This window comes from Spirochaetota bacterium, from assembly GCA_017999915.1.
In the GTDB taxonomy this organism is placed as follows: domain Bacteria; phylum Spirochaetota; class UBA4802; order UBA4802; family UBA5550; genus RBG-16-49-21.
This window is the reverse complement of sequence record JAGNKX010000012.1, coordinates 161699-187276: the sequence shown is the minus strand read 5'-3', so window position 1 is coordinate 187276 and position 25578 is coordinate 161699. Positions and strand designations below refer to the sequence as shown.

At 54.6% G+C, this 25578-nt stretch carries 20 protein-coding genes and 1 pseudogene; 11 read left to right on the top strand and 10 right to left on the bottom strand.

Annotated elements, in window-relative coordinates:
- Positions 1–446 precede the first annotated feature (446 nt).
- A complete protein-coding gene (locus tag KA369_17495; protein ID MBP7737781.1) occupies positions 447–1769 on the bottom strand; it encodes a hypothetical protein in 1323 nt (440 codons plus the stop codon).
- Between the two features lie 72 nt (positions 1770–1841).
- The gene (locus KA369_17490) at positions 1842–2534 is read right to left on the bottom strand and encodes a hypothetical protein (protein MBP7737780.1); all 693 of its coding nucleotides are present in this window, start codon (positions 2532–2534) and stop codon (positions 1842–1844) included.
- A gap of 275 nt (positions 2535–2809) precedes the next feature.
- Here KA369_17490 and KA369_17485 point away from each other — a divergent pair, with 275 nt between their 5' ends.
- A complete protein-coding gene (locus KA369_17485; GenBank protein MBP7737779.1) occupies positions 2810–4258 on the top strand; it encodes a PAS domain-containing protein in 1449 nt (482 codons plus the stop codon).
- 56 nt (positions 4259–4314) lie between these two features.
- Here the strand turns inward: KA369_17485 and KA369_17480 are convergent, their stop codons facing one another.
- Positions 4315–5211, bottom strand: coding sequence for an AraC family transcriptional regulator (locus KA369_17480; protein ID MBP7737778.1), 897 nt, complete (start codon positions 5209–5211; stop codon positions 4315–4317).
- A 258-nt stretch (positions 5212–5469) separates the two neighbouring features.
- On the opposite strand from KA369_17480, the gene KA369_17475 reads away from it, so the two are divergent.
- From KA369_17475 to nudC, 3 genes are all read left to right on the top strand, one after another.
- Positions 5470–6432, top strand: a complete 963-nt coding sequence (locus tag KA369_17475) for an aldo/keto reductase (GenBank protein ID MBP7737777.1) — start codon at positions 5470–5472, stop codon at positions 6430–6432.
- Between the two features lie 148 nt (positions 6433–6580).
- Entirely contained in the window at positions 6581–6895 is a 315-nt protein-coding gene (locus KA369_17470) for a superoxide dismutase (GenBank protein MBP7737776.1), read from the top strand.
- Between the two features lie 182 nt (positions 6896–7077).
- Complete coding sequence (nudC, locus tag KA369_17465; protein MBP7737775.1) at positions 7078–7923, top strand: NAD(+) diphosphatase; 846 nt, start codon at positions 7078–7080, stop codon at positions 7921–7923.
- On the opposite strand, the gene KA369_17460 is transcribed toward nudC, so the two are convergent.
- The 3 genes from KA369_17460 to KA369_17450 all read right to left on the bottom strand — a co-directional run bounded on the left by KA369_17460 (position 7910) and on the right by KA369_17450 (position 10957).
- Entirely contained in the window at positions 7910–9157 is a 1248-nt protein-coding gene (locus KA369_17460; GenBank protein MBP7737774.1) for a serine hydrolase, read from the bottom strand. The two genes, nudC and KA369_17460, sit on opposite strands and share 14 nt — an antisense overlap.
- Before the next feature lie 127 nt (positions 9158–9284).
- Positions 9285–10337 carry a WD40 repeat domain-containing protein gene (locus tag KA369_17455; GenBank protein MBP7737773.1) on the bottom strand — a complete coding sequence of 351 codons (1053 nt, stop codon included), beginning with the start codon at positions 10335–10337 and terminating at the stop codon, positions 9285–9287.
- An 11-nt stretch (positions 10338–10348) separates the two neighbouring features.
- Positions 10349–10957 carry a hypothetical protein gene (locus KA369_17450; protein MBP7737772.1) on the bottom strand — a complete coding sequence of 203 codons (609 nt, stop codon included), beginning with the start codon at positions 10955–10957 and terminating at the stop codon, positions 10349–10351.
- Positions 10958–11296: 339 nt separating this feature from the next.
- On the opposite strand from KA369_17450, the gene KA369_17445 reads away from it, so the two are divergent.
- On the top strand, positions 11297–12535 hold the full coding sequence (locus tag KA369_17445; protein ID MBP7737771.1) for an EAL domain-containing protein: 1239 nt from the start codon (positions 11297–11299) through the stop codon (positions 12533–12535).
- Between the two features lie 214 nt (positions 12536–12749).
- Positions 12750–12953 carry a hypothetical protein gene (locus KA369_17440; protein MBP7737770.1) on the top strand — a complete coding sequence of 68 codons (204 nt, stop codon included), beginning with the start codon at positions 12750–12752 and terminating at the stop codon, positions 12951–12953.
- Positions 12954–13040: 87 nt separating this feature from the next.
- Here KA369_17440 and KA369_17435 read toward each other — a convergent pair whose 3' ends face one another.
- Entirely contained in the window at positions 13041–13703 is a 663-nt protein-coding gene (locus KA369_17435; protein MBP7737769.1) for a cysteine hydrolase, read from the bottom strand.
- Between the two features lie 121 nt (positions 13704–13824).
- Entirely contained in the window at positions 13825–14277 is a 453-nt protein-coding gene (locus tag KA369_17430; GenBank protein ID MBP7737768.1) for a YaiI/YqxD family protein, read from the bottom strand.
- Positions 14278–14964: 687 nt separating this feature from the next.
- On the opposite strand from KA369_17430, the gene KA369_17425 reads away from it, so the two are divergent.
- Together KA369_17425 and KA369_17420 are read left to right on the top strand one after the other, a co-directional pair.
- Positions 14965–16116: a hypothetical protein gene (locus KA369_17425; protein MBP7737767.1), complete on the top strand. Its 1152-nt coding sequence runs from the start codon at positions 14965–14967 to the stop codon at positions 16114–16116.
- Positions 16117–16362: 246 nt separating this feature from the next.
- Positions 16363–17346, top strand: a pseudogene (locus KA369_17420) (hypothetical protein).
- Positions 17347–17377: 31 nt separating this feature from the next.
- On the opposite strand, the gene KA369_17415 reads toward KA369_17420, so the two are convergent.
- The gene (locus KA369_17415) at positions 17378–20353 is read right to left on the bottom strand and encodes an MMPL family transporter (protein MBP7737766.1); all 2976 of its coding nucleotides are present in this window, start codon (positions 20351–20353) and stop codon (positions 17378–17380) included.
- Positions 20354–20605: 252 nt separating this feature from the next.
- Positions 20606–22003 carry a thiolase family protein gene (locus KA369_17410; GenBank protein ID MBP7737765.1) on the bottom strand — a complete coding sequence of 466 codons (1398 nt, stop codon included), beginning with the start codon at positions 22001–22003 and terminating at the stop codon, positions 20606–20608.
- Between the two features lie 260 nt (positions 22004–22263).
- On the opposite strand from KA369_17410, the gene KA369_17405 reads away from it, so the two are divergent.
- The 3 genes from KA369_17405 (at position 22264) to KA369_17395 (ending at position 25575) form a co-directional block, all read left to right on the top strand.
- Positions 22264–23007: a YkgJ family cysteine cluster protein gene (locus KA369_17405; protein MBP7737764.1), complete on the top strand. Its 744-nt coding sequence runs from the start codon at positions 22264–22266 to the stop codon at positions 23005–23007.
- A gap of 162 nt (positions 23008–23169) precedes the next feature.
- Positions 23170–24156: a hypothetical protein gene (locus KA369_17400; protein ID MBP7737763.1), complete on the top strand. Its 987-nt coding sequence runs from the start codon at positions 23170–23172 to the stop codon at positions 24154–24156.
- A 69-nt stretch (positions 24157–24225) separates the two neighbouring features.
- Positions 24226–25575 carry an MATE family efflux transporter gene (locus KA369_17395; GenBank protein ID MBP7737762.1) on the top strand — a complete coding sequence of 450 codons (1350 nt, stop codon included), beginning with the start codon at positions 24226–24228 and terminating at the stop codon, positions 25573–25575.
- Positions 25576–25578 lie beyond the last annotated feature (3 nt).

The following is a 25578-nucleotide window of genomic DNA, read 5'->3' as shown; positions in this document are numbered from 1 at the left end:
CTTACAAGCAGAGGGTCACTGGTTCAAGTCCAGTAGCGCCCACAGGTAACTCCTGACATGTTCAGAAGTTTTTTATTTTAGTCGCGCCCCTTCTTTTTTACCCCAAATATTTTAAGCGTCATTACTAATAAATAGATATAAAACAAGAGAAAAATGAGTCAGAAGTAACGGTCTGCAAATCACTCTCTTCCAAATAAATAAAACGTATTAATCTTGTATAGTTCCCACCTCTTTAATAAAGTTACCCTTGAGGCTCACTCCTGGCATACCAATGCTTTTACATCCTTTAATTATCACCTGAGGGATCGATTCGCGGACCATATTTCACATAAAAGCTAGTTAAAAGCCTAGTGTCGCATAACATTTGTTATTTATAATTTATATTGAAGTGTATCTGTTCAGACTAATCCAATCAGAACACTTATTATTTTACAGGTTTCATCTAATTATTTCTTCTTTTTCCAACCAAGTTCCGCATAGGCCACCTCGCCCTTTGTAATAGTGGCGACCCAGGGCCAGCCCGCGGTCGTTACGTACCATTTCCCTCCCGATTCAATGTACTCCGGCGCGTGGGCCCTGATATTCGCCACGAGGCTCGAAGGACGTTCTTTCCCCCGGTATGTGCCGAACGAATAGGGATTGGCGCTGGCAAAGATCATGGTGTCATTGTACGATTCCCGGTCCAGCCACACATGCACAGGAAGGAGCAACGCATTCCAGAAAAACGAATCGTTGTTGTATGTGAACGAGAGATAATAGCGGCCTCCGTGACAAAACACGAAAGGCGATTCCGTGGTGCCGGGCGCCCCTGCCCTCTCGCACCCGAAGCCTGTCTCAAGGGCCGCGCCTATGTACTGCCAGTGCTCCAAGTCAAAGGACTGGTACAGGTCCACCGAGGAATAGTATCCGTCCCTTGCCGTGGCATACATCAGCCACTGTCCGTCGGCGACCTGGATGACCATGGGGTCGCGAAACTGCGGGTGCATTGGGAGAAACTCGAGCCGCCTCTCCTCGCGCCACAGGTATCCGTCATCGCTTGACGCGACGTAGCACCGGTGGGGAGAAAACCACATCAAGTAGCGTTCGCCCGTACGCAGCACATGGGGGGCCCATGCCAGGTGGCCGAAATCCGCCGCCCGCTCAAGTTCCCTGAACATGCCATCGTGCGGCGGGAATGACGGGCCGTTCCCATGGGCAAAATAGATCTCCTTTGAATAATCGCCATCTCCAAACGAGGTGATCCCGACAACATGCCAGGTGCCGTCACGGCCCTTGTAGATCCCATGATCATTCAGATAGCTCCCCGTTTTTTCCGGTTTGAACAACGGCTTCCACGGAGATGCTATATATGGCACAAGCAGGGGACTTTCGGGCTCGCCGGTGGACGCCTTTACCGTGTGATCAAAGTCGCCGGTTTCTGACTTCACCCGGAACGTATAAGCCTGATGGGGACCAAGATGCTCGATGAGGAAGCTTCCATATTTAACCTGTCCCACCCGGGTTTCACCGCCAGCTTCCACACGGTAGACGCTGTACCGGCCGGCGGCCGGGTCCGCTATCCAGCCAAGGTGGATCCATGATCCCCCGCTGCATACTTTGACCCCTATTTTTTTCTGCAGTGACGGTATCTTCTCCTTTGATATCGAGCTGTAGAAGTCGGTTTTAACCGGCAGATCGACCACGATCCGAACGCCCGCCTCAAGGATCAGCATGAGCAGAAGTGCAATCCCGATGGTGATTCCAATATAGACACCAATTCTCTTTTTCATCATCTCCCCCCTTACTGCAGTGACAAATGGGAATTATATTTCGAGACGGCTTTTCAAACTTCCGGACAGATCTCACTCGCCGCGCACTTCCTCGCTCTCCCGTTCATCTTTTTTCGTTATCGGCAGCAGGATGAGTTCGCAGATGCATTTGCTCGCCAGGAGGCCGATGGCGAGCCCGTACTTCTCGGGAAAGAGGACGAGGGCGAATCCGCCCAGGAGAATGCTGATATGGGGCAGCGTCATGGCCGCCCTGTTGCTCTCGAAGAGGGATTTCAGCGTGGCCCGGCGGCGGTCGGGGCCGAAGGTGAGGCCCCGTACTACATTGATGGCCCACATGATTATGAAGGGCACCGGCAGCAAGCCGAGCACCATCAGAATCGACCGGTCGATCAGCTCCGGCTGGAACGAGAGGCATCCCCAGAACGTGTTAAGAAGCAGCCGCGATCCCGGATGTTTTTTTGCATCGACGGCGATGAAGATCATTATCAGGAGCAGGTGTAACGCCATGAAGATGCCGTAGAGGGCATTCGTCGAGATCATTCCCTCCGCGTCCTCCCCTTCGCAGCTCAATCCTCGGGACTTCAACCTGTCCATGACGACCTTTCTCTGGATGGCGATGCCGATGCCGGCCACAACCTCCTCGATCCAGAAACCCAGAAGTATAATTGGCCCCTGCCATCCGAAAACGAACAGTCCCACGGCGAAAAAAACGCAGGAGACGACTCTCTCTATCGCGTCAACGAGGGAACGCCTTAACAAGGTCATCGGAACCTCCCGGGAAGCATTATGTCGTCATTCCTCCATACCCCTCTGTTTCAGTATACATATGATGACAGAATTACGGCATATAGTCAATGAATTTACCGGTGCAATAGCTCTTTGCAATAGCGTCTTTCAAGCAGAGAGCATAACAAATTATTAATCTTTTCAGAAATTATACTCTTGATTTTTTCTTTGATGCCACTATATTATATTCACAAAGTACGAATAAGGGCAACATTACTCATAGCCATATAATTTCGTGCGGAAGGAAGATATCGATGAAAAATCAGCGGGTTAAAGATGAATCCACTTCCTTTTTCAACATGATCCTGCGGCACCTTCCAGATGCGGTTATAGTAATTGACACCGGGGGACGTGTCCTTGCATGGAACGACGCGATGGAGCGCCTGACAGGAATCGCCAGAGCCGATATTATCGGCAAGAGCGGACATGAATATTCTATCCCCCTGTACGGCGAGAGGAGACCGATATTGGTCGACCTGATCAACAGCGAAAATCCCGAAATCAGTCAAACCTATGATAAATTCGTCAGCAGCAACTCGACCATTTACGCCGAAGGATATACGCCTCAAGCGTATGGCGGCCGTGGAGCCTATCTTAGCGGCACTGCTTCGCCGCTGTTCGACGAAAAAGGTAACTGGATCGGGGCGATCGAGACCATACGGGATATTACTGAAATAAGAAAAATCGAACGTGAACTAAAAGAAAGCGAACACCACTACCGCACGCTGGTTGAAAGCATCCAGTTCGGCATAACGCTCATTGACCGCGATTATAATCTCGTTTGGACAAACCCGGCGCAGGCACGAATGTTCAACAAGCAGCCGGGCATGCAGTATAAAGTCAAATGCTTCCAGGAGCATGAAAAGCGCGATTCCGTGTGTCCGCATTGCCCGGGAAAACAGGCGATGGAGACCGGTCTCGTACATTCTGTTCAAACAACAGGCATCCGTGACGACGGTAGTTCCTTCAATGCCCAGGTGACCGCATTCCCCCATTATTCATCCGACGGTACCATCATTGGGTTCATTGAAATCGTCGAGGATATCACCGAAATGGTAAAGGCCAATATTCTGCTCAAGGAATCCCTCAAGGAAAAGGAGACTCTCCTCAAGGAAGTGCATCACCGGGTCAAGAACAACCTGCAGGTAATCGTCAGCCTGCTCACTCTTCAATCCCAAAAAACAGAAGATCCGCATCTTATCCAGCAGTTTATCATTGCCGAAAACCGTATAAAATCCATGGCTGCAATACACGAGATACTATATCGGACCGAGAATTTTACATCAATCAATTTCGCCGAATACATCAAGACAATATCGTATCAGCTCCTTAACGTCTACGGCAATGAGAATATCAAACCCTCGTTGATTTTCAATCTCGATCCCGTGTATCTCGGAATCACCCAGGCCGTTCCCTGCGGCCTGATCGTCAATGAAATCCTGACCAACTCATTTAAATACGCGTTCCCACCGGAATGGTCCGGAGACCCAAAGATTGAAATTTCAATGCGAATCGAGGACGATAACACGGTCGATCTGGTTTTATCAGATAACGGGATCGGCACTCCTGACAAGAATCAGCCGGAGACCAATGAAACGCTCGGATTGACACTCATCGAAATACTGACAAAACAAATTAATGGCCGGTTTTCATATGATGGGAGCGACGGGACCCGCATCACAATAAGATTTAAAAAGAATTGAAGACCAAAGACCGGTGATCTCAAGCGCTTTCCCGGTCATAGCTCGCCGGTGGCAGCTTACGGATTCGCCACCTGCCGTCCGCGAAGCATCGCCACGTCCTTTGCAGGGGTAACACCGAACAATCGCTTGTACTCCCTGTTGAACTGCGAAGGGCTTTCATACCCCACCTGTTGCGCGGCTATAGTGGCATTCAGCCCATCCTGGATCATGAAGTTACGCGCCATGTGAAGGCGGACATTTTTTATATACTGCAGGGGAGACGTCTCCGTCACCGACTTGAAGCTGTTGTGAAACGTTGAGCTGCTCATGTCCAGCTCTTTTGCCAGTTTCTCAATGTCAAAATCATTGCTGTATGACTCATGGATTTTCTGCAGCACCCTTGCTATCTGGAAAAAACGCCTGTTGCGATGGGCAAGGGCCTGAAGGATCTCCCCTTTCTCGCCCTGCAGCACCCGGTAGATAATCTCTCTTTTGATCATCGGCGCCAGCACCCTGTTGTCCTGGGTGTCGGCGATTGCCTGCAAAAGCCGTATGGCTGCGTCATAGAGCGCTTCATTCATCGGGGCGCTGTATATCCCCCTTGGCAGAGACCGGGTTTCTTTTCGGCTGTCCTCCATCTCCAGCAGGATCTCGCCGACTTCGATCGGGTCAATGGTAATTGACAGGCCCAGTATCGGCTTGCCCGGCTCGGTCTTTCCTTCGCATTCAGCCGGTAATGGAACAGGAAGAACAAGATAATGTGAAGGGTCATAGGTGTACACGTCGTTTCCAAGATAAACCCGCTTTTCTCCCTGCCCCAGTATAATGATCTCGGAATTATACGCGTAGGGTGACCGGGGAAAGGACTCTTCGACTCGAAATAAGCTGAGACCCTTTACTGAAGTGTTGAGAAGAGTTTCACCGGGCATAATGTCCGTAAACAACGCAATTAATGTATCCTGTTTTTCACGCATTGATTCCCACCAATCACTCTGATTATTACAGAAGTGTATAATAAAAACAGCGATTTTGCAATCTTTTTTCCCGCATTCTGCAGGAATAGGCAATAATAAACAGAATCAGGTATTGCGAAAGATTGGGATATCATTTACATTTCAATTAAACATTGCACAACGGCACGCCGCATTTTTGCGCGACATGGCGATAATGAGAGCGCATCCCAAAACACGGGATGCTGCTCACTCTAAGAAACACGACAAGGAGTTCAATCGATGATTCAAAGAAAATTAGGCGGCCAGGGTTTGGAAGTCTCCGCTATCGGGCTGGGCTGCATGGGGATGTCTGATTTTTATGGCAGTCACAATGACACGGAATCGATCAAGACCATTCATCGGGCCATTGATTCAGGCTGTATATTCCTGGATACGGCGGACATGTATGGTCCATTTACCAATGAAATGCTGGTGGGCAGGGCCATTAAAGACCGGCGGGATAAGGTTGTTGTGGCGACCAAGTTTGGCGTTCAGCGGGGAGAGGATGGCGGGTTTCTCGGCATTAACGGCCGGCCCGAGTATGTTAAAACGTCGTGCGATGCCTCGTTGCGGCGCCTGGGCGTTGACGTGATCGACCTGTATTATCAGCATCGTGTCGACGGCGGGGTGCCTATCGAGGAAACCGTGGGGGCGATGGCGGAACTGGTGAAGGCGGGCAAGGTCAGATATATCGGCCTGTCGGAAGCCGACCCCGCAGATATCCGCAAAGCCCACGCCGTGCATCCGATTTCCGCGCTGCAAACTGAATACTCGCTCTGGACGCGCTTCGTGGAGGACGAAATTCTGCCCGCCATACGGGAGCTGGGTATAGGCTTCGTTACCTACAGCCCCCTGGGACGCGGCTTTTTGACAGGGCGTATCAAAAGCCCGGATGATCTGCAGGAAGGGGATTGGCGGCGCCAGAATGAGCGTTTTGCCCGGAACAATCTGGAGAAAAACCTGGCCCTGGTGAAAAAGGTTGAAGCGTTGGCCGCCAAAAAAGAGGTAACGCCGGCGCAGCTGGCATTGGCCTGGGTGCTGGCGCAGGGCGGCGACGTTGTTCCCATTCCAGGCACGCGCCGAATCGGCAATCTCGAACAGAATCTTGCCTCTATTAATGTGACGCTTACGGGGGAAGATATCGCCTATCTCAATGATTTAGGCGAGGCCGCCGGCGACCGCTATGGCGAGGTGGCTGAATAATTTCAACTTACCGCCGCACAACAAAGGGGGTTCCCAATGAGATTGCGGCTCAATCGGAACCAGGCGTTCGCCTGGGCGGCCAGTGGTCTTAATCCGATGGAAGCCGCTCCCTCCCTCAAATGAATTTTTTAGAAAAAGGAGATAAGAGATGAAAATCCTGGCAATCGCCAAAGTTGACCCTCAAACAACCATTGAGAAAATAAAGCCCCATCTTGAAGCGGAAGTCAAGCACGCCTGGAAACTGTATAAAGAAGGGACGGTTCGAGAAATGTACAATTGCCAGGATCGCCGCATGGGAGTCGTGTTTGTCCTTGAATGCGGCAGTGTCGATGAAGCGCGAAAAATCCTTGATGAATTGCCTTTTGTTCGCGAGAAATTGATCGACTTTGACATTATTCCCCTTGGACCATTTTCTTTCTTCGAAACGCTTTTTAGAGACTATAAACCGCCCCAACAGGGATAGCAACAGGCTTCCGTTTTATCCTCACGGACGGAGGTTTTAAACTAATCCTTGATTTTAAATAACAGCTAAAATAAATTGTCATAATGTAGACCGCGCATTACCTTAATAATTATTAAGGTAATACGTGATGCAAAGCGGTCTTCATTTTTTATCAGGCACTTTTTAGAGGTTCAGGTATCGCCATGATTCATGAAATTTTCCCACACCGATTCAGCAATCAATATCTCCCAGGCAGGAAAATCGAAGACAACGACTACGTCATCCATTATAACGAGAATTCTGTGCTTCTGAAAAGCCGCGGTGATGAATTCGAATTACCGCGTAAAAAAGATTGCGCGGAGATTACCGATGCCACTGAAGCCGTCTTCCTGTTTTCTCTTGATGAAATCCCCTGTTTTCTTATATGGGACACCCTGAAGGCGGATAAGCCCGGTTTGACATACAAGGATATTACATTTTTCCGGACCGCCGCACAGAAGGAAGTTGCGTGGATAACCATTGCAGGATTTCATCTAATGAACTGGTATGGCCGCAACAGATTCTGCGGAACATGCGGGTCCCGGACACGGCATAAGACCGATGAAAGGGCCTTGAGTTGCCCGGAATGCGGCGCAACCGTGTATCCGCGAATTTCACCGGCCATTATCGTCGCAATAACCTGCAATAACAAGATACTGCTCGCCCGTTCGCCGCATTTCCCGGCCGGATTCCATTCTCTGATTGCCGGTTATGTTGATATCGGCGAGTCGCTGGAAGAGACCGTTATCCGGGAGGTCAAGGAGGAAGTCGGCCTGGATGTCAGGAACATCCGTTATTATAAAAATCAGCCATGGCCTCTGTCGGGCTCCATGATGGTCGGGTTTTTCGCCGAAGCCGACGAGACACAGCCTATTTCTATAAATACAAAGGAAATTTCCGAGGCGGCATGGTTTACCAGGGGAAATCTGCCACAGTATCCGCTGAAGATCAGTATTGCCGGCGAGATGATTGAGAAATTTGACCGGGGACCTGCTTCTACAGATTCTTGATAACCGAACGCGCGATCATCGCCCATACCATCGGGTCGCCGACGGTCCCGTTATGCACCACGATCGCGCGGTAACGGGGGCTCACATAGATGATCTGGCCGCCGGGGCTTCCCGTGGCGGTGTAATCATAGGTGCCATCCTCGTTCTTCATTCCCCACCAGTGGTACTTGTAAAAGCCTCCCGCCAATTTCCAGTCCTGATCGCTCATCCAGGGCCTCTTGTCCGCGGGATCGGGAGAGGTGGCCTCCTTCACCCATCCGGCGGGCAGGACCTGTCTGCCTTCCCATATGCCGTTGTTCAGGAACAGGCGCCCGAACTTGGCGAAATCGATGGCCCGCGCGTTGAAGCCGCTCGCGGCCTGTTCCAGGCCGTCCTCTTCGCTATTGAGGCTGAACGAGGCGGGGAACTCCGCGCCTATCCTGCCCCACAGCTTTTCTTCGGCGTACGATGACAGCGTCCTGTGCGCCGTTCTCTCGATGATCATGGCCTCCAGAAGGGGATAATAGTCATCATAGAGAAAATACGCGCCCAGCGGCTCTTTCCCCGCGCGCAGCTTCAGGAGGTGCGCGCGTATGTCCGGCAGATAATACATGACCGCCTCGTCGTAAAACGGCTGGGACAGGATAAAGGCGTCCTTTGGAAGAAGGGTGAAGGCAATGCCCGAATTCATGACAAGAAGATCGCGCACGGTCATGGCGTCGATCCCGCGCCCCTTCAGCTCGGGCAGGTACGAGACGATCGGATCATCGAGGCTGCGGATGAAGCCGTCCCGCAGGGCGAGCCCCACGAGGGTCGAGGTGATCGATTTCGCCATGGAGAAGGACCTGTTTATCGAATCCCTCGAATAGCCGCCCGGATATCTTTCATACAGGATCGTATCGTCCTGGATGACCAGGAACGCCGTCGTTCCGGAATCGACCAGGAATTTCTCCAGGTCAATCGTCGTCGTGCTCCCCTTTGGATACGAGTACGTCACCGTGCCGATCCTGAGGGATTGCGCGGCCTTTTTAAAATGGAAAACCGGGGGCCGATTCTTTATCTCCCGCATCGGGAACACGCGCTCGTGGTCCCTGATGGTGGCCTCGTTGTACACCAGGACCCTCCAGGCATAGACGGGCCCGTATAGCACCGCAATGGCGGTCATCAGACCCGCGAACAGGACAATTGCGGCGCCAATGACGGTGAGGGCCGGAATGAGGATCCATATTTTCTGTCGCGCGGATAACCCGTACATGGCGCACCTCTTCTCTTGAACTTTCATGCCGGCCCGACAGGCAGGCCGGCATGATCGCTTCACGGAGCTCTTTCATCGACCGGGATTCCGCCGGCGCCCGCGAGAAGGGGCCAGGAGGCGGCACATTTCAATCCCACCTGTAGAAATCAATAGTGTCCCTCGTCCCGACCAGGGCAAGGTATTTGCCGTCATGGGTGAACGAGAGGTTATAATAATACCGCTTGTCTCCGGCGGAGGCGGTGAAGGTTCGGATTATGCCGCCGTTCCGTGCGTATACGATAAATATGCGCCAGTCGCGGGATGACGCCCTGAGAAGAAGGGCAATGCTTTTACTGTCGGGCGAAAAGCAGGCGTAGCGGAAGGAATGGCCGATTTTTTTTTCGGCGTTGATCCTGGTCAGTTCTTTTCCGCTTGCCGCGTCAAAGATCTTGAAAAAACTCTGGGTTATGGCCGCCACCCTGCTCCCGTCAGGGGAGTAGTAGATGCCCGATATCATGGCATCGTTAAAGAAATCCTCCGATTTTCTTGTTACGATGATCTCGCCCGCTTTCGCGCCGGTCGCGATATCGTACTTCAGCGCCGGGTGGTCGCCGGCACCGTCGCTGCCGCCGCCCAGCAGGACATGCCTGCCGTCCGGGGAAATCGCAAGGGTCCTCAGGCACGGATAGTTGAAATCGTACCAGAGACCGTACCGGAGTGTCCAGTCGGCCGTGTTCCATACCCGGCCGCGCATCTTCGGATCGGTGTCACATCCCGCGCTTACCAGGCTTTTGCCGTCGGGGGTGAACGATAGCGCGTAGATCCGGGCGTCCTTGTGCCCGGTGAATCTTTTCAGCTGCTTCCCGGTGGCGGTCTCCCAGATGACGATCTCGTCCCCCACGCCGCCGGCCGCAAGCCCGCTGTCGGGAGAGAAGGCGATGGCGTATTTGAGCGCCGATGGCGTGGCGTCCAGCACCTTGATGACGGCCAGCGTTTTGGCGTCCCACAGTCGAAAGGCGCCGTTGCCGTCCGGAGCGGTGGCGATGTACCTGCCGTTGGGAGAAAAAACGACACTCGCGGTGCCGACCATGCCTGGCCCGGAAAGGATGACCGGTGATCTCACTTCTACATCCCGGGGTATCACCGGCGACGTCACAAAAATGAGAATAACGATCCACCAACATGCGCGTATATGCTTCATAGTTAACACTCCTACTCCGTTAGCGCCACGGTATTTGACACGAAGACATATTCTTCCCTGGAATAACAGAATACGTTTCCTTCACGACTGCCCAGTTTTTTCGCGTGGATCGTCAGCGCTTCAACAAGGGCCCGCCTGAATGGCCCACTGCCGTCACGAAGGCCCTTTTCATGGAGCTGATCGATTATTCCTTTCGTAGCCAGGGGGTCGATGATGGCGATGGTGTACACATACCAGTCGTCGAGATTATCGATCAAAATGGCTTTTGTGTCATCATCCAGCAGCTCATAGGCGGGACACAGGTAGCTTTCACAGGCGGCGGCGCCGTAGAGCGCCCTGTCGCGCTGTTCCTCGCCGGTCACACGGGGATGTATCAGGCACCCGGGAAGGCCGTCGGCGATGAATCCGTGAAAGGGGCAGATATGCGAAGAGTAATCCCTGCACGATGACGTCTGCTCCGGGTAGCTTCCCTCTATCTGGTAACGCCAGTAGTTCGCCGCGCGAAAAGCCCCTTCATGCAGGAATTTCGTCAGATGCTCCTTCGATATATCGGTGTGATTCATCAGGCCGCAGCAGGCTGCGCATGATTTGGTCCTATCGGGCACGCATAAGTTGAGCATAGCTGTCACCTCGTCGTATATCAAGCCTGGACATTGAAAGAGATTGTGGAACGTTGTACGGAATCGAGCCCCGGGAGGAGGCGTTACGGACGTATCTTATACCGGGGCAGCCGGAATTGCAAGATATTTATGCGGAATTTTCCCATAGGGGCATCGAAAAAAACAAGCGTCACCTCCGAGCTTCACATCGGCACGGATATCCTTTAATATTACCCCCATGTAAAATAACGTGTTCCCGCGTTCAATGTGCTTTTTTATAATTGTAAATAGGAGCCAGCATTAATACAAAGGCTGGATGGAAAGGCCCATCTTGATTATCCTTTTTCACGGAGAGGAACGGTGAACGCGCGCGACCGGAACATAGATCTCGCCACTATTATAGAAAACGAACTGGTGGAAACTCATTTCCAGCCCCTGGTATCCATCAAAAAGAAGTCGATCGTGGGTTTTGAAGCGTTAAGCCGCGGAAAGAACCCGGGTCATCCCTACCTCATCCCGCCCGATATCATATTCAAAGAGGCGGCGCGGGAAGGCCTGACCGTTCAGCTGGACCGCCTGTGCAGAAAAAAAGCCATTGAGAATTTTTGCCCCCTCTATCACAGGGACGAAAAGTTAATTCTTTCGATAAATATCGACCCCGCCATCCTGACGGAGGACACCGTCGGATCGAACCATCTTCTTGACCTGGCGGCATCCACGAGTATCCATCCCGGCAGGATCCTCATCGAAATCATAGAATCGGAGATCGCCAGCGTTGAATCCCTGGCAAAGTTCATAAACACCTACCGGGCCAAGGGTTTTCTCATGGCCCTTGACGACATCGGGACCGGCTTTTCAAATCTCGACAGGATCGCCCTCGTCAAGCCTGACATACTGAAAATCGACAAGTCCCTTATCCGGTCCATCCACAGTGAGCGCCATGGCAGGGAAATCATCCGGTCAATCGTGACGCTCGCCCACAGGATCGGATCACTGGTCATCGCGGAGGGAATCGAGACGGAAGAGGAAGTGCATTCCCTCCTCGAACTGGACATAGATTTTCTCCAGGGATACTATTTTGCCGCGCCATGCGCCGACATGATCCCGCTCATTGAGAAAACAGAGGGCGCCATCAGCGCCATCGCGAAAAAATATAAAGAATCCGCCGTGAAAAAAATAACCGGGAAGAAGCTGCTCCACCGGGAATACAGCGCCATCATCAAGGATTTCATCGATGAGCTTTCGCGCCGCGGCCCTGAAGAGTTCGAGGCCGCCCTCGAAACGCTCGTGCAGGCCAATCCCCATCTGGAATGCGCCTATATTATCGACGAATACGGGACCCAGATGACCGGCACGGTTTTTTACCATGACCGCATCCTCCATGCCCCCAGTTTTTTGTTCCAGCCGGGGATCGTCGGCACCGACCAGTCATCAAAGGACTATTTTTTTCTCGTTTCCGGAGGACTGCCCAAATACACCACGGAACCGTACATTTCGCTGGCGACCGGCAATATCTGCATAACCATATCGATGCCATTCACGGATAACGGAAACGACAAATACATTCTCTGCCTTGATATTGTCGATGAGACGGCGTGACTTGTTTTTCATCTTCTTCGTCATCGGCCGGTGCGTTTCGCAGATTATTTTTTTCACAACAAGAAAATACTTGAAACTGCAGCGCATCCGGAATATGTGTATTATAATAGAAATTTCGCGGGAAAAGTGATAATCATCCGTCCTTGACCGCACTGGAACCGCACCAATACCGCGCCGGTTAAACCACCGCGGCCGCGGCAATTAAAGGAGGAGCATGAAAAATAAAGCAACGAGCAAATTTGTCATCATCAACCAATCAGAAGGCGACTATACAATAACCTTTCGGGACCGGGAGCATTTCAGACAGGCCGTGCAGGAGCTTTCCGAAAAACAATTCGACATCTTTTCCCTTGACGACCGCGGCCGGGCCTGCCTTATCGAAAAATCGAAACTATTCGTTCAAGCCTCTTCCGTATAGGCCCGGGCTAAATCAGTAATTAGAGTAATCCCTGACGATACCCGGGTGTCCGCTCCTAACCGACTCCCGAAGGTATTCGTGAAAAGCTCACAGGTCCTTGCTCTCGAGGATGGTAATGCCGTCACGTTTGTATTTATCCATCAGCTCGTTCCACTTTTCCTTATTGCTCAGAAGTATGGCGTCCCTGACGATATTCACCTTGTATCCCCGGTTCAGGGCTCCCCTGGCCGTGTTATGAACGCAATACTCCGCGTCAAGGCCCACGATAACAAGCTCATTGACGCTGTTTTTCCTCAAAAAAGCGTCAAGGCCGGGATTCGAAAAGGAGTCTCCGCGGTGCTTGATGAATTCATTCTTCGTTCTTACGGCAACCCGCTTATCCATGACAATCCCCGGGCTTGCCTGTGTGGCCTTGCCCCCCATGAATATCCTGGAAAGACAGGCCATAAATCCCGAAAACTCATGCCTGATGTATACTATGGTCCACTGCGCTCTTTCGGCCCTGTCGATCACGCTGTTGACCGCGGCTATGGCCGCCTCGGCATCACCCGCTGCATACGTCTTCGAATGGGGGCCTGAAAAATCCTCCTGGATATCGATGACCAGGAGGGCCTTATTCGGCTTTTCATAGGCGCCGATTGGTTCTCCCTTTGTCGGGGTACCCAGGTGCATGAAAGAACCGACGACCAGGGCGGCGGCGGCCAGGATAACAACAACCGCACCGATGAGGATTTTTTTCACCAAGCTCATATTTAACCTCCGGTATATAAAATTCTTGATTGAACATACGCCCTGATCTCCAAAGACATCAGAGGCGCGAATAGACATCGCTTATATGATACACGGACAACCTTCCGGCGGCCTCATTCCCTCATCCATGGCCATGCTTCACAAGGAAACGATCGAGCTGATTGGCAAAGGCCTGCCGGTCTTTCTGGCTGAAGGAGGATGGCCCGCCCGTATCCATGCCGCTTTGCCTGAGAAGGTCCATCAGGTCACGCGTCGCGAGGCGGTCCTTTATGTTCTCGGCGGTATACAAATCACCCCGTGGGTTGAGCGCAAAGCCGCCCTTTGCTATTACGCGGTCCGCGAGGGGGAGATCGGCTGATATGACCAGGTCATCCGTTTCCACCATGTCAACGATGCGGTCATCGGCAATGTCGGGACCGGCCGGAACCTCGATACATGAGATATACACGGATCCGGGGACGCTCAGGTATTGATTTGCCACCAGGACAAGGGGAATACGAAGGCGCTCGGCTGCCCGATACAGTATCTCCTTGATAACGACCGGGCATGAATCCGCGTCCACAAGGATCCGCATTACCGGCCTCTCTCCGGCCCATCCGCACGGGACCGCGGGGCCTTCCCCGCCTCAGGGTCGACGATGGGAAACAACCGTTGAGAATCAGCGTGAACCGGTATTTCTCCCCGGCGGGAACCGATTGAAGCGCTTCGATGATATTCAAAGAGAGATAACATCGTCGTAATTTCCATTTGTGCTGCTCGGCAACTTAAAGTTTTAGATATAAAACCTTGCAATGCCGTTCCGCCATTATGCCCATTCAGGCACGATTGTCATTAAAAAATTACAATCGGATGGCTGATTTGTTCACTTTATATGAAACCGCGCGGGCAGGACAAATTCCCTGCAGCACGATAACCGAATGGTTTCAAGGACGGGTCTTCGGGTGATGCCGGTCCTGATCCAGGAAGGCCTCTTTAAGAGAAAATCGCAGAAATGAGACGGCGGCATGATACCTTCTTGACAAAATTGACCGTTCTGTTTTATAAGTAATTCATGCCGGTCGATTAAACTTGCAGGATGCCCGACCCTGGATTTAAAGAAAACAAAGCCATTCATCTGGAATCCTTTCAATTTAAAAGAAGCGATCTTATCATTCCCGCAGCTCTCAAGTTTAATCTTAAGATATCTGGTATATGATGATTCAGGGCATGATGAGCTTCGATTTTTGTTAACTCAATGATATTATAACTTCAGAGGTCTTTAATGGAACATAAAAAATTATTCATGGGAAATCTGGACTTTGCCGTGACGGAAGAGGAATTAAAGACACTTTTGTCCGATTACGGAACCGTGGTAAATATAAAGATGCGCAAGAAGAAAGGCTGCGCCTTTATCGAGATGTCCGATGAAGCGGAAGCCGCGCTGGCCATTGAAAAACTGAACGGTATCATGTTCAAGGACCGGGAGGTCCGCATCAGCCTGGAAATTAAAGCAAGCAAGGCGAAAGCTATTTCAATTAATAACTACAGCAAAATCAACTCGACCCTGTCAGGACCCTCAAAAAACAGAACTGCCTCCCGAAGACCGGCCGATTCCCGGCATCCCCAAAGAAAAGAATGGTCCCCTGACAAACCGACGCGCCAAAACAGGACATCTCGGGACGGCCACCGGTCCGGCTATAACGGATCCCCACAACCAGAGACGAACTACAATTCCAGGGAAAGATTCTACGATCCGGAGGGAAGACCGTCGAGATCCTTCTCACGGGGAAAACCCGATTCCCGCCATCCCCAGAGAAAAGAATGGTCCCATGATAAGCCGATGCGCCCAAACAGGACCGCACGGGACGGCCGCGGATCCGGCCATGGCGGCCCCCCCAAGCCTGATATCAATTACAACACCAGGGAAAGATTCCCCGATCCGGACGAAAGACCGCCGAGATCCTTCTCACGGGGTAAATCCGATTTCCGCCATCCCCAGAGAAAAGAATGGTCCCATGACAAGGCGACGCGCCAGAACAGAACCGCACGGGACGGCCACAGGTCCGGCTATGGCGGATCCCCCAAACCTGATATCAATTACAACACCAGGGAAAGATTCCCCGATCCGGACGAAAGACCGCCGATATCCTTCTCACGGGGTAAATCCGATTCTCAACATCCCCGCAGAAAAGAATGGTCCCATGACAAACCGGCGCGCCCGGGCAGACCTTCAGCACCATCAAAACAGTGGGACCCCGGAACCCGCAGGGACTCCAGGCCAAAGCCATCGGGCGGCTCTCCGAATCGATTCTCTCCTTCATCAGGTCCGAAATCAGGCTCAAGGGGAACACATAATTCATCACACTCCCCAGGACCAAAAGCACGGGACAATGCTGGAAATAGAGGTCGCAACACCCGGCCGAAGAGAGACTGAAATATAAATGCAGGTCGCCGATTCCGGCCCGAAATATAAAAAATGATGGACTGCGCCATCACGCCGGTTTAGTTATTTATCAATCGGCAAGGACTCAACAGCTACACCATGGTATACTCACGATATCTGCGGATAACCGCTTATTCCTTCATCGTCCTCCTTTTGTGCGGTTGTCCGGATACCAAACCCGGCATGAAATCGATGCTGGTCAATCTTGCCATTCCTGGCCGGACAAACCCCTGGGCCGGCCCTCCGGCGGGAAATCCGGGCGGTTCCTGCGCCATTCCGGCCGAGGCGCAGGCTGTGGACGTGTCCAATCCCGACGAGACAGTGGGGAGCGGTACGCCCTCCAGCTGCACCGCCGACGCCTTTATCGCGGCGGTGTCCCGGGGAGGGAAGATCGTCTTCAACTGCGGCCCGGACCCGGTGACCATCACGCTCAGCCGCCCAGCCAAGGTGTTCAATAATCAAAGGCCCGACATCGTCATCGACGGCGGCGGCACCGTGGCACTCAGCGGCGGCCGCGTGACGCGCATTCTATACATGAACACCTGCGATCCCAACCAGGTCTGGACCACGAACCACTGCCAGGACCAGGACCATCCCCGCCTGACGGTCCAGAACCTGACCTTCGTCGACGGCGACTCTCAGAATGAATTCCAGTATGACGGCGGCGGCGCCATATGGGTGCGCGGGGGTCGCTTCAAGATGGTCAATTGCCGCTTCTTCGGCAACACCTGCAGTTATTTCGGGCCCGATGTCGGTGGCGCCGCTGTCCGTGTCTTCAGCCAGTATTCCGGCCTGCCCGTCTATGTCACGAACTGCACCTTCGGCGGCGCGGAGGGCTTCGGCAATTCCGGGGCGAACGGCGGCGGGATCAGCAGCATCGGCGTGTCATGGACCATCATCAACAGCCTCTTCTCATACAACCGCGCCACCGGCAACGGCGCCAATCCGGCCGAACCCCTGACGCCGGGCGGCGGCAGCGGCGGCGCGATCTACAACGACGGCAACACCATGACACTGTCCCTGTGCGGCACACTCATAGAATACAACAGGGTGAACGCCCATGGATCGGCCATCTTCTTTATAACCAATGACATGAGCGGAAACATACGCCTTGCGGATTGCGTGATACGCAACAACATCGGCGGCTCCTGGTACGCCCTTCCGGGCATATCCATGCATCCCGGAACGACCAGGGATATCAACAACGTGACGTGGGAATAATTCGGGCTGACGCGTCTGCATCAGAGGGCGCTTAACCTGTCCCGTTCGCCTCGCCCGCCGGGGCCAGCTCCGGTTCGGGTGATCCTCCCTCCCCCTTCCCTTCCCCTGCCAGCCGGCCCGGCCACCAGTTCCACCGGTCCAGGAGCACCACGATGGACGGCACCAGGATGGTGCGCGTGACGAAGGTGTCCTGGAGCACGCCCACGGTGACGGCAAAGCTCAGCTGTACCAGCCCCATCAGCGTCGACGACATCATGGCCGCGAAGGTCCCGGCCATGATGATCCCGGCCGAAGTGATGATGCCCCCGGTGTGGAGCACGGCCAGCCGCACGCCCTTGCGGGTGCCATGCACCGCCGCCTCCTCCCGCACCCGACCCATCAGGAAGATGTTATAGTCCATGCCGAGGGCCAGGAGGAGCACGAACATGAAGAAGGGCACGAACCAGGCGATCTCCCTGCCCAGGATGAACTCGAACAGGAACCGCATGATGCCCATGCAGGCGTTGTAGCTCAGCAGTATCGTGCCCAGGAGGTAGAGGGGCGCAACGGCGCTGCGCAGCAGGAACACGAGCACCGCCATGATCCCTCCGCAGACCAGGACCCACATGAGCACCGTGTCGCGCTTCATCGCGTCGCGCAGGTCCGAGAGCACGGGGATGTTGCCGCTCACGTAAAAGGTGTCGGGCAGGTCCATGGCCCGTATCCTCCGGACGGTCTCCACGGCCGCCTCCGAGAAGGGCTCGTCTTTCAACAGCAGCTGGTAGCGCGCCGCGTTCCCCTCCATGGTCGTGTACGTGTCGAGGAGCATCATGAGCGCTCCCCCGCCCGGCAGGCGGGCCAGCTCGACCGGCGCGTAATACCCGTCGGATCGGCCCGCGAACTTCGCCGACAGGCTCCGCACCGAGGCCTGGAACGACCGGAGGTCGCCCAGGATGGGATTTATGATGTAGTTCAGCTCAGGCGGCACGATGGGCGGCACGTACACGATGTTTGGGAGCTTGACGTCCGCCTCTTGAGCCAGGAGGCGGAGGTTGTCCGATAGCTTCGATTTGAGGCCCTCCAGCTCGATATAGTCCAGGATCATAAGGACGAGCCGCGTCACCGCCGGCATCTTCCGGTAGGCGGCGAACTTTCCGTGGAGGCCGTCAAGGGCCGACATCGTTCCCGCGTATCCGTTCATCTCCGTTATGGCCGGCGCGACCTGCGCCAGCCCCGCAAAATACGTCCGCAGCATCTCCAGCTTCGGCACTATGGCCCCCGGATCTGTCTCCTTCATGGCCTTCATGATCCTGCCGATCTCGGCCAGCTGCGCCGGGACCTTCACGAGGTGCGCGGTGGAATCATACCGCGCCCGCGCCCGCCCAATCGAATCCAGGGCATTGACATAGTCCGGATCGGTCGCGAGGCCCGGGAAAGCCCCCGCCAGGCCGTCGAAGTAGTCGCGCAATGCCGCGAACATCATGTCAGCGCCGTAGATGAACGCCTTCAGCTTCGGCGGGTCGCCGATGGCGGCGCCGATCGCGTCGACCTGCAGCGCCAGCTGCGCCAGCTGGAAGTCGACGCGGAGCACTCGGGAAGTGAACGCGTCGGGCTGCCCGGTCGGATTGGTCAGGCTGCGCACGCCGCTCACGCCCGGGATGCTTCTCAGGTATTCGGTGGTCCGGGTGATCTTCCCGATGCCTTCGGGCGTGCGCGAGCCTTTGACGCCGGTCACCAGCACGTCCACCGGGAGCATCTCCCCCACGCCGAATTTTTCGGCCAGTATGTCGTAGCCGACCCGCACCATGTTCTTCTCCGGCAGGTCCGCCAGCATGTCAAAGGTCTGCCTCTGTCCCTGGCCGTAGATCGCGAGGGGGACCATCACCAGGAGGGCCAGCGAGAGCGGCGCCCAGGGAACGCGCGTGATCCAGTCTCCCAGCCACCCCCAGAGCGTGGCCTCGTGGGCGTGCCGGGGCTTCCCGGGCCAGAAGGCGCGCCTGCCGATGATCGCCAGCATGGCCGGCGTGAGGGTCATGACCGCGCAGAGGGCGATAAGGAGCGCGATCGCCAGGCTCGGGCCCGTGCTGGAGAAGAGCTTCACCGACACGAAGCTGAGGGCGATGTCGGCCACGATCAGCGTGCCCGCGCTGCTCGCGATCGTCTCGCCGACGCGCTCCATGGTGCGCGCCACGGCGTCGGCCGCCGCCATGCCGTCGGCCATGTATTCCTTGAACCTGCTGATGATGAAAAGGCAGTAGTCGGTGCCCGCACCGAACAGGAGCACCACCATGAACAGGTCCGTCATGGACGATAAGACCATGCCGCGCTGAGCGAGCCACGCGACGATGCCGCGCGCGATCCCGTAGGCCACGCCTATGATGACCAGCGGTACGAAGGGCAGTATCGGTGAGCGGTATATCAGGACCAGGAACACGATGACCAGGACGATGGTGATGATGATGGTCTTCTCCGCGCTCTCGAGGATGCACATCTTGTAGGCGTTGGTGATGGGCACGTCGCCGGTGACATATCCTTTATACCCTGCCGGCAGGTTCGCCATGTGCCCCGTGATAACGTCCATGGTCCTTTCCACGGCCTTGTCGTCCGGGGCGCCGTTGATGCCGGCGAAGATGATGGCCACGCGGCCGTCCCGGCTTATGAGCCGGTCCGCGAGGTTGGGATCGGCCGGCGACAGGAGGTTTTCCGATATCTTGGGGTCCTTCAGCGATTTTATCCACGCCGTCAGCCCGGCTATGGCCGCCATTCCTTCCGGCTCCTTCAGGGAGCCCTTTTCAGATTCGAGCACGAGGATCGCGGAATTGGAAAACACCTCTTTGGGGAAATATTTCTTTATCATCTTCTGGGCCCTGATGCTCGGCTCCTTCGCGCTCAGGTACGCCGACTGGTCCGATATGCCCAGGTCGGAGAGGTTGGGCGCGAGCCACGTGACGACGCCGACCGCGACGACCCAGAAAGAGATGACAAGGTACCGGTACCTGACGGAATAATAACCTATTTTTTCGAACATGCTCTCATCCTCTTGTAACGGTTCCGCATATAATGGAGATGAAGTATTTTATTATCGCCCGAAAACCGGCTGGGCCGACCCGCGTCAATGGGGCTGGCAAGAATATGGCCTTTTCGCCGGTATTTTGTCAAGATCATTGCCCCAAGCAAAGGCGTCGGCAAACTCCCTATTTAACAAACATAGGGTCATTGGTTCATATCTTTTGCGTACAAAAAAAAAGAGGACCGCGATGCCTGCAGCCGCGCACGCATATTACCTTCGCGGCGATTCAAGTATATGAATGCACATGGCGGCCTCTTCCTGGCCCAGGGCACCGCCGCCGTTCTCAGCCAGGGCTATGCGGGCGCCCCGCACCTGACGCCCGCCGGCGTTTCCCCTGAGCTGGGTCACCACCTCGTGCAGCTGTGCCAACCCGGAAGCGCCGATCGGATGGCCCCGCGACTCGAGGCCGCCGCTCGTGTTGATCGGGAGGGAGCCCCCCACCTTCGTGGCCCCGGATTGGGCGAAGAGGCCTCCCTCGCCCTCGGGGCAGAAACCCAGCGCCTCGGCCTGGTGGAGCTCTCCGTAGGCCGTGGCGTCATGGACCTCCGCGAGATTCACATCCATCGGCCCGAGGCCGGCCCGCTCGTAGGCGATTTTACTAAGCCGCTCGCCGATGTCCACGTCATCGAAGCCGCGCTCCCGGCCTGAGCCAAGGACCGAGGCTCGTATCCTTACCGCCTGCGGGGAGAGGCCGAGGCGCCTCACTGTGCTTTCATCGCAGAGGATCGCCGAGGCCGCGCCGTCACCCACCGGGGCGCACATGGCCCGGGTGAAGGGCCAGGTGACCATGCGGTCTGCCAGCACCTGCTCCGGCGTCACCGAGAAGGTATACTGGGCGTTCGGGTTCAGGGACGAATGGTAATGATTCTTCGACGCGATCGCGGCCAGCTGCTCGATGGTGCTTCCGTATTTCTTCATGTGCTGGCGCGCGGCGAACCCGTACACGTCCATGAAGGGCGAATGGTCGCTCGAGAACTCCCTGCGGAGCTTTTTTATCGTGTCCGTGCCGAGGATGTCGCAGAGCCTTCGGTACACCTTGTACATGTCTCGGAAGTCCTTTATTTTTTCCCCGGGGCCCTGCTTCTTCTTTTTGCCGCCGGACCTTTCGCGGCCGGCGTATTTTTCAACGTGGTCGCGCATCGCCTTTTTGTCTTCGCCGTTCATGGCGTACATGGAAATGTTCGTTATGATGTTGGGAAAATCTTCTATATCAAGATCGCCCAGGAACCCGGCGAACACCGCGTACCTGTTCTCCTGGTGGAGCTTTTCCGCGCCCACGGCCATGGTCACGTCATAGAGGCCCGAGGCGACGCCCATCCACGCGTGGTGGAACGCGGTCGATCCGCCCGCGCAGGCGTTCTCCACATTGGTGATCGGTATTGCCTCGATGCCAATGGGGCGCAGGGCCACCTGGCCCCTGATAGCGTCCTGGCCCTTCGCATAGCCCCAGTTCGAGTTGGAAAACCAGAGGGCCTGGATGTCCCTTTTCTCCAGTCCCGCCTCTTTCAGGCAGGGCAGCACGGTCTCGGCCGCGAGGTCCTTGACGCTCTTGTCAAGGTATTTGCCGAACTTGATCGTATGAACCGCTATTACGTATACATCTCTCATCGCTTGGCTCCTGTTACAGCCCCTGTTGCCATAGTGCGGCTGCCGATTTTATTCCTGATGCAATTGGGCGGAAGGATATTCAACTAAAAGTGCGCCCGACAGATAAGACCCCTGGTTCTTGCTTTCCTGATCATGTAATTCTTTTAATGTCAATAATAAATCTTGCGGATCATAATTCTGGTTGACTGATTACCGGGGCTGCAAATGGTGGAAAAATGCTGGGCATGAATCCATATACTGCTTATCTACTTTAGAGCGCCATGTCAGAAGAACAAAAACCGGCCTTGAAGCCCCTTCTTCCGATCCCTCCTTCGGCTGAAAAAATTCATGCCGACATTATCAGGATACTCCAGGGGATATCAGACGCGGATCACTCCCATTGCGACAATGAGACATTCCGCCAATCCTACATGGCCGCGATGCATCTGTATGACGACTACCAGCGCGAATCGGTGGCCGCCTCCGGGGACAAGCTCGCCTGCCATGAGGGTTGCTGGATATGCTGCTGCCATTACGCGGAGGATGTCTATTCCTTCGAGGCGGAGCTAATAGCTTCCCACGTAAAAAAATTGCCGTCTGAACAAAGAGCGCGTATAGAGGAATCATGCGAAAGGGCCGTTTACAAGTTCGAGGGCCTGAAAAAAATACTCCGGGAAAAACTGTCCACGGATGAATACAGGTCCCTGTCGGAAGAATCCGACCCCGACGAGATCCTGTTAAACAGCTATTACCGGCTCAGGAACCGGTGCCCCTTTCTCGATGAGACAAACCGCTGCGCCGTCTACGACATCAGGCCCCTGACGTGCAGGGCCTACATAAATCTCGGAGACCCCTCCGTATGCCCGCCGGAAATGATCAACGAAACCGATACGGTAACCTATATAATGGACCTCGACGACGAGGCAAACGAGATACTGGACAGGCTGCACGCTCGCTATGAAAAATACCCCGGGGACACGGCCCTCTGCTCCCTTGTCCTGAAATACCTGTCCGAAGAGGACTGACAGGGCTGAACAGGCATCAGTACTCCCCGCATTTTTTGACCCCCGGCCCCCCTTTTTGGATTGAATCTACCGGTTACATATATCATACTGGCACACATAAAGCGTTTTGTCTTGGCGCAAAACACCCTGTCGTGAATTTGGCTGGATAATAAGGATTTGCCTATGATATCTGACAAAAAACCTGTCGCTTTGATCTTTGCCGGTTACAACAAGGTTGATACCGCAACCAAGAAAAAAACGATCGAAGAGATAAAAGAAGCCTATGACGGCGATGAGATCTATATAGGCGACAATAAGTTCCTTCATCAGCTTGCCGGCCGTCCCGTCATTCAATATGTCGTTGATGCCGTGTATAACGCGAAAAAAAACGGCCAGAGGCTCTACAGCGACATTTATGTCTACAATGACGCCGAAAGCTTCAAGCAGCAAATCGACGTAAGCGCCTATGACAACCTCCACGTGCTGCAGATGAAGGAATCCCTGGGCGGGCACTGGAAGGACTTTTATTTCAATTACGCCGAATACGGCCAGCGCATCGACGCGTTCTTCGGCGACACCCCCCGCATCAGGCCGGAAGACGTCGAGTATATAAACGGCGAGTATGATAAAATCCTCGGCAAAAAAAAGAACCATCGCGGAGTCCTGTGCAACCTTGCCTTCAGCGTCGCCGAATACGAGGATTTAACCGACAACTGGCTCGATCACAGGATCCGGCGCATCAAGCGTGGGAAAAACAAGGGAAAGCTGAAGAGCTTCATTCCCTTTGAGAATTACACGGCGCGGGTCGCCAATTCGTTCGGCGTATACAAGGACCATGGCCTGGATGCCCTTCTTGAGAACGAGGTGGCGAATTTTTCCTATAACCTCAGGAAGGCCCTGACCCCCAGCGTGATCTCAAAAATAATATATTACCTGTTCAAATCAAAGCACATTAACGTCATCAGGCAGATCCGCAACAAGTGCATCGTGGAGAATGATATACATGACGCGATCCTGGACATCATCGAGCAGGTGTACAAAATAGATCTGAGCGGTTTCGGGACCATTCTCTTTCATGTCAAAAAGAACGCCGCGCGCTGGGAAAACGACATAGACGGGCCCTATGATCTCGAAGTATTCCGGAACAAGTTCATAGAGACGAATAAATAACCGGATCCGATTACGCCCAGGGGAACTTACATCGAAGCAGAAAATCAAATTACGAAGGAAATTCACGGCATGTTCGAGGGGCCCATACTGCCCCTTGCGTTGAAACTTTCGATCCCCTTCTTCATCAGCAATGTCATCGGCCTCCTCTACCTCGTGATCGACACCTATTTCATCACGCTCATCGACCGGGGCTCCACGGCCCTCATCAGCGGGACCGGGCTGGTCTTTCCCGTCTACTTTCTCTTCCTCGCCCTGGCCATGGGAATCAACATCGGCGTGAGCAGCCTTGTAGCCCGCGCCATAGGGGAAAAGAACCAGCCGGCGCTGGAACGCGCCGCCGATTCGGGCCTGCTCATAGCGGCCATCCTGGCGGTGTCCGCCCTCGCGGCGGGCTACGCCTTCGGGAGCGAGATCCTTCACTTCCTGGCGGGCTCCAAGCTTTCCGAGGAGGCCATAGGGCACGGCCTGAGGTTCTTCCACTTCATCCTGCCCGCCCTGGGGCTGCTGCTGCTGGGGCACGTGCTCCTGGGAATTCTCCAGGGCGAAGGCCTCACCAGGTACATCGCCACCGCTTCGGTCCTGTCCGCGGTGGTGAACATCGCCCTGGATCCGCTGCTGATATTCTATTTTGATTTGGGCGTCGCCGGAGCCGGCCTCGCCACGTCCCTTGGCATAGCGGTCGCCGCTGTGTACGTCATCGGCATTTTCGTTAAGAAAAAATCATCGATCCCGATCCACTGGGACCTCAGGAAGGCCCAGGCCAAGCTCGTGCTGGAAATCGTGCGAGTCGGTTCGGTCCAGTCCCTGCAGATGGCGGCCCTGTCGGTGACCTTCATGTTTCTCAACAACATCGTTTCCTCCATCGGCCAGGACGCCATGAATTCCTTCACCCTCTGCGGCAGGACCGATCAGATAATGTTCATACCGGCCTTCGCCATTTCCGGCGCCACCATAAGCATGGTGGGGCAGAACTACGGTCGGGGAAACCTGGCGCGGGTGAAGAGCATATACGCCCACAACATACTCCTCGGCCTGGTCATGGTGCTCGTCCTGGCGGTCGTGTACAACCTCACGGCTGAATGGATCTTTTCCGGATTCTCCACCGTCGAGAACGTTATCAGCGGGAGCGTTTCCCAGGTGCGAGCCCTCTCCTTCACCTTCATCGGCGTATCCGCCGCCATGATATCGGGCTCCACCTTCCAGGCCACGGGCAAGCCGATGCCGGCGCTCCTCATCACCCTCGTCAGGATGATGCTCCTGGCCCTGCCCACGGCATACCTGCTGGTATATGTTTTCGACATGAAGATGCCCGGCGTGCTCATCGCCCTCGCCGTCAGTAACGCCATGGCCCTCCCCCTGTCGTGGGCATGGACCAGGCTGCATTTAAAAAAACTGAAGGTGCGGTCCGTCGGAGGATAACGG